Source organism: Stenotrophomonas sp. 2YAF22, from assembly GCF_052114665.1.
Lineage (GTDB): Bacteria > Pseudomonadota > Gammaproteobacteria > Xanthomonadales > Xanthomonadaceae > Stenotrophomonas > Stenotrophomonas indicatrix.
The window spans coordinates 1-6,192 of record NZ_JBFRFE010000213.1; the positions used below are offsets into that span (position 1 = coordinate 1).

Here is a 6,192-nt window from a genome sequence, read left to right on the forward strand (position 1 = left end):
ATCGGTAACTACGGCGATGAGATCGACAACTTCATGTGGCCGCGCCACACCGGCGACTTCACCCTGCTGCGTGCCTACGTGGGCAAGGACGGCAAGCCGGCCGCCTACAGCAAGGACAACGTGCCCTACCAGGCCCCGGCGCACCTCCAGATGTCGGTGGAAGGCCCGAAGGAGGGCGACTACGCGATGCTGGCCGGTTACCCGGGCATCACCTACCGCCATCGCACCGCCGCCGAATTCGCTGGCCAGATCGATACCGTGCTGCCGCGCCGGGTGTCGGTGTTCCAGCAGATGATCGACACCATCGAAGCGGTCAGTGCCAAGGATGCGCAGGCACGTACCCGTTATGCCTCGCAGTTGCAGTCGCTGAAGAACAATCGCAAGCGCGCTGCCGGTGAGCTGGAAGGGCTGCTGCGCAGCGATGCCAAGGCCCAGCGTGCGGCCGACGAGCAGGCGATGCTGGCCGCCACCGACCGCAAGTACCAGGGCGATATCAAGGCGCTGCTGGCCAACCTGTCGCAGGGCGCGGCGGTGGGCGAGCGCGACCTGCTGCTGGAGCAGATGGCCGGCCAGAGCCAACTTCTGCGCTCGGCACTACTGCTGGAACGCCTGCGCATTGAATCGGCCAAGCCGGACGCGCAGCGCGAGACCGGCTACCAGCAGCGCGACCAGGCGATGATCGAAGGCGTGCTGAAGCAGGTGCAGCGCCGCTATGCACCCGAGGTCGAGAAGGCGCTGCTGACCACCCTGTTGACGCGCTACCAGCAGTTGCCGGATGCGCAGCGCGTGGCCGAGTTCGACACGGCGTTCGGCCGTACCCCGGCACAGCYGGCGCAGGCGCTGGACACGCTGTATGCCGGCACCCAGCTGGGTGACGAAGCGCAGCGCCTGTCCCGTTTCGCCGCTGCCCGCGAAGGCAAGGCGCTGGCCGCCGATCCGCTGATCGCCGTGGCCGCCCCGCTGGTGGCCGCGCAGCTGCGCATCGAAAACGAGAGCAAGACCCGCGAAGGCGAACAGCTGCGCCTGCGCCCGGCCTACATGCAGGCCTTGTTCGCCTGGCGTGCCAAGCAGGGCCGTGCGGTGTACCCGGATGCCAACCGCACCCTGCGCATCAGCTACGGCAAGGTGGAAGCGCTGCACCCGCGTGATGGCGTGACCTATTCGCCGGTGACCACGGTGGCCGGCATCGTCGAAAAGAACACCAACGCCTATCCGTTCGATGCCCCCAAGCCGCTGCTGGCTGCGATTGCCAAGGGCGACTTCGGCAGCACCGCCGACCCCGCGCTGAAGACCCAGACGGTCAACTTCCTGACCAACCTGGACACCACCGGCGGCAACTCCGGCTCGCCGGTGCTCAACGCCAAGGGCGAACTGATCGGCCTGAACTTCGACAGCAACTGGGAGTCGGTCAGTGCCAGCTGGTGGTTCGACCCCCGCTACAAGCGCGCCGTGCACGTGGACATGCGCTACCTGCGCTGGCTGCTGGCCAAGGTCTACCCGGCACCTGAACTGCTGAAGGAAATGGGCGTTCCGGCGGAGTAACGCCGGTTCCCGGTAGGTCCCCACCGTTTCCTGGTGGGTGCCCACCTCTCCCTCTGGTGGGTGCCCACCGTTGGTGGGCACGGACGCCTCTGTCACGACCAACGGTCGTGACCCACCTTTGCGACCCTCCGTCGTGACCTACCATCACGATCAACGGTCGTGATCTACTGGCCCCTCCTCCGACGGAAACACGCGCTTGGTCTCCAGCTGGATCCTGCTGCTGGTCTCGGTTGCCTACGCTGCGCTGCTGTTCGGCGTGGCGTGGTGGGGCGACCGTCGGCCGATGTACCCGGACCGGCCGTGGCTGCGGCCGGTCGTCTACAGCCTGGCGCTGGCGGTGTACTGCTCGTCGTGGACCTTCTACGGCGCAGTCGGTACCGCCGTGCGCAACGGCGTGGGCTACCTGCCGATCTACATCGGCCCGCTGCTGCTGCTGCTGTTCGGCTGGCGCATCATCGAGCGCCTGGCGCTGATCGCGCGCAGCCAGAACGTGGTCTCCATCGCCGATTTCATTTCCTCGCGCTTCGGCCGCTCGCGGCGGCTGGCGGCGCTGGTGGCGATCATCGCGCTGATCGGCATCATTCCCTACCTCGCCCTGCAGTACAAAGCGGTGGCGATGAGCCTGCAGGTACTGACCGGCAACACCGGGCCGACCGGATTCTTCAGCGATCCGGCCCTGTATGTGGCGTTGCTGATGGCGCTGTTCGCCACCCTGTTCGGTACCCGCCAGGTGGACGCCACCGAACACCACCACGGCATGATGCTGGCCATCGCGCTGGAGTCGGTGATCAAACTGGTGGCGATGGTGGCGGTGGGCGTGTTCGCCTATGTCTGGCTCAGCGACCGCAACGAGGCGGTGGTGGAGTCGGTGCATACGCTGTTCACCGGGCTTCCGCCGGTGGGGTTCATTTCGCAGACGCTGCTCAGTTTCCTGGCCATCATCTGCCTGCCGCGCCAGTTCCATGTGGCGGTGGTGGAGTGCGGCGATGTGCGCGATRTGCGCCGCGCGCGCTGGATGTTCGGCGGCTACCTGGTGCTGATCTCGGCGATGGTGCTGCCGATCGCCACCGCCGGCGTCAGCCTGTTCGGTACCGGAAGCGGCGTGGCCGACGACTCGATGGTGCTGGCGTTGCCGCTGGCCGAGGGTCGCAACGCGCTGGCACTGATCGCCTATATCGGCGGGTTCTCTGCCGCCACCGGCATGGTCATCGTGTCCTCGATCGCGTTGGCGACGATGGTCAGCAACGATCTGGTGATGCCGGTGCTGCTGCGTCGCAGTGGCGATCACCAGGAAGCGGCCGATGTCGCCTCGCGGGTGCTGTGGATCCGCCGGCTGGCGATCCTGCTGCTGGCACTGATGGCCTACAGCTACTACCGCAGCAGCAGCAACGACAGCACGCTGGCCTCGTACGGACTGATGGCGTTCGCCGCGGTGGCGCAGTTCGCGCCGGGCCTGATCGGTGGCCTGTACTGGCGCGGCGCCAGCCGTCGTGGCGTCGAGACCGGCATGCTGCTCGGCTTCGCCACCTGGCTGTACACCCTGCTGCTGCCGGCGATGACCATGGCCGGCTGGATGGATGCAGGCTGGGTGCAGCATGGTCCGTTCGGCATCGATTGGCTGCGGCCGCAACAGCTGTTCGGCATGACCGGCTGGGACCCGCTGACCCACGGCACGTTCTGGTCGTTGCTGGTCAACGCGGCGACGATGATGCTGGTGTCCGCGCGTTGGCGCCCCGGCGTGGATGAGCGCTTGCGCGCTGCACCCTTCCTCGATCCCTATGCCGAGCGGCCTTCAGTGGCCGGTGGTTGGCCGGGCCACGTGCACGTGGGTGACCTGCTGGCACTGGCCTCGCGCGTGGTCGGCGAGCGCCATGCGCGGCGCTCGTTCTTCGAACAGGCGCAGTCGCTGGGGCGCGAGCTGCAGTCCTCGGCGCCGGCAGACCGGCCGTGGGTGCAGTTCACCGAGCGCCTGCTGGCTGCATCGATCGGTGCGGCGTCCGCGCGCCTGCTGCTGACCAGCCTGCTGCGCGGCTCGGGCATGGACCTGGGCGAAGTGGTGGCGGTGCTGGACGAAGCCGGGCAGGAACTGCGCTTCAACCGCGAGATCCTGTCGACCACCCTGGAAAACATCAGCGCCGGCGTCAGCGTGGTCGACCCGGACATGCGCCTGACTGCCTGGAACCGGCGCTACCAGGACATGTTCGGCTACCCCGACGGCATGCTCTACGTGGGCCGGCCGGTGGCTGACCTGATCCGCTACAACGCCGAGCGTGGCGAGCTGGGCGAAGGCGACATCGAAATGCAGATCAACCGCCGCATCGGTTACATGCGCGCCGGTTCGCCGCACGTCTTCGAGCGCACCCGCAGCGATGGCAAGGTGATCGAAATGCGCGGCCAGGCACTGCCTGGCGGCGGCTACGTCACCAGCTACAACGACATCACCGACTACAAGCACGCCGAACGCGCGCTGCTGGAAGCCAACGAAACGCTGGAACAGCGCGTGGCCGAGCGCTCGCATGTTGCGGAAGTCGCACAGCAATCGAAGACCCGCTTCCTGGCGGCGATCAGCCATGACGTGCTGCAGCCGTTGAATGCGGCGCGGCTGTTCGCTTCGGCGCTGCGCGACAGCGACCATGTCAGCGACGAGCAGCGGCACCTGGCCGAACGCGTGGATGCGTCGCTGCGTGCGGCCGAAGAGCTGCTGGATGGGCTGCTGGACGTGTCGCGGCTGGATGCTGGTGGCCTGCATCCGGTGATCGGCGAATTCGATGTCAGTGCGTTGATGCGTGAGCTGGCCGCGCAGTACACGCCGGTTGCGGCCGGGCGTGGGTTGCGGCTGGATCTGTTCGCGCGTACCACCTGGGTGCGCAGTGATCGCCGCCTGCTGCGCCGCGTGCTGCAGAACTTCCTGGCCAATGCATTGCGCTACACGCGGCAGGGGCGCATCGTGCTGGCCGTGCGCCAGCGCGGCGACGAAGTGGAACTACAGGTGTGGGATACCGGCCCCGGCATTCCCGAACACCACATGCGACAGATCTTCGACGAGTTCCACCGCTACCAGCAGCCGTTCGACTGGGGCGAGCAGGGCCTGGGCCTGGGCCTGTCGATCTGCCAGCGCATCTCGCGCCTGCTTGACCATCGTTTGAATGCACGCAGCCGGGTTGGCAGTGGTTCGATGTTCTCGATCATCCTGCCGCGGGTGGCGCCGTTGCCGGGATATACCGAAGCGCTCATCGTGACACAGGCCGCACCGCCGGTCCGCAGTGATTCGCTGGCCGGCCTGCGCGTGCTGTGCGTGGACAACGACGAGGAGATCCTCGATGGCATGCGCGCGCTGCTGGGGCGTTGGCAGGTGCAGGTGATCACCGCATCGACGGTGGACCAGGCGCTGCAGAAGATTGCCGAGCGTCCGCAGGTGATGCTGGTGGACTATCACCTGCACGATCGCATGGATGGCCTGGACGCACTGGTCGCACTGCGCGAGGCGGCGGGCTATCCATTGCCCGGTGCGTTGCTTACTGCCGATGGCCGCGATGAACTGAAGCGGATGGCACGCGAGCGCGGCTATCGCCTGTTGACCAAGCCGATCAAGCCGRCGTCGCTACGTGCCTTCCTGGGTGCGCTGCGGGACACCCGCAACAACGACTGAATCCACGCCACACGCGGATGACGAGCCCGGTAGCGCCGGCCGCTGGCCGGCAACCTCGCAATCGCCGGCAGGTTACGCCACGCCGTGCAGGTGTTCGTACAGGATCGTCGCACCGATGATCACCAGGATCACGCCACCGATGATTTCGGCGCGCTTGCCGACCATGCTGCCGAGTGCGCGGCCGAGCATGATGCCGGCGGTGACCATGGTCAGCGTGCACAGGCCGATGACCGCCGCCATCACGCCGATATGCACGTCCATGAAGGCCAGGCCGATGCCCACTGCCATCGCGTCGATGCTGGTGGCGAAGCCGGTCAGTGCCAGCTTCCAGAAGCCGTGATGCTGCGACGGATCCTCATCGTCCTCGCCGCTGTCAGGGCGCAGGCCGTTGTAGATCATGTGGATGCCCAGTGCGCCGAGCAGGCCGAAGGCGATCCAGTGGTCGAAGGCTTCGACGTACTGCAGGGCGGCACGACCGAGCAGCCAGCCGATGATGGGCGTGATCGCCTCGATGACGCCGAAGATGATGCCGGCGCGCAGCGCATCACGGAACACCGGCCTGCGCATGGCGGCACCCTTGCCGATCGCCGCGGCGAAGGCATCGGTGGACATGGCAAAGCCGATCAGGAGGATCGAAACAGGAGACATGGGCGGCAGCAGAAGGTCGGGCAAGGACGGACGCACGGCTCGCGCTCGCGCCCAACCTGACGTTGCGCGCGCGGGCCGCTGGTCTCGCCAACCATCATGGTTGTCCACGCCACGGCGCACTGGCCGAGTATGTTGACGTGGACGATTCCTGCGTAGGAATCCGGCTACTCCCCAAGGGGACGCGAAGCTTAGCACCGCGATCCGCGCGTGGCGCATTCCGTGCGAAACGCGCAGGCACGGCTGGTTTGTATAGCGATGGCTATATCACCGCGAAGTGGTGGCGCCGGCCGAAGCGGAATCCGGTAGTGCCGGCCGCTGGCCGGCAGCTCAAACAGTTTCACGCGGTTGCCGGC

At 66.9% G+C, this 6,192-nt stretch carries 3 protein-coding genes and 1 riboswitch; of the genes, 2 read left to right on the forward strand and 1 reads right to left on the reverse strand.

The genetic code is table 11. The features are described from left to right. The coding region (locus AB4Y84_RS10330; protein ID WP_442250095.1) for a S46 family peptidase at positions 1-1,542 on the forward strand (1,542 nt) is incomplete at its 5' end. A gap of 196 nt (positions 1,543-1,738) precedes the next feature. Further along, entirely contained in the window at positions 1,739-5,191 is a 3,453-nt protein-coding gene (locus tag AB4Y84_RS10335; RefSeq protein ID WP_442250096.1) for a hybrid sensor histidine kinase/response regulator, read from the forward strand. Between the two features lie 72 nt (positions 5,192-5,263). Here the strand turns inward: AB4Y84_RS10335 and AB4Y84_RS10340 are convergent, their stop codons facing one another. Next, positions 5,264-5,839, reverse strand: coding sequence for a manganese efflux pump MntP (locus AB4Y84_RS10340; RefSeq protein ID WP_032976929.1), 576 nt, complete (start codon positions 5,837-5,839; stop codon positions 5,264-5,266). A gap of 89 nt (positions 5,840-5,928) precedes the next feature. Further along, positions 5,929-6,014: riboswitch (yybP-ykoY riboswitch) on the reverse strand. Positions 6,015-6,192: the final 178 nt, after the last annotated feature.

What these genes read in the sequence shown, in the direction of transcription:
- AB4Y84_RS10340 (WP_032976929.1), bottom strand. Translation starts at nt 5,839, where the DNA reads ATGTCTCCTGTTTCGATCCTCCTGATCGGCTTTGCCATGTCCACCGAT.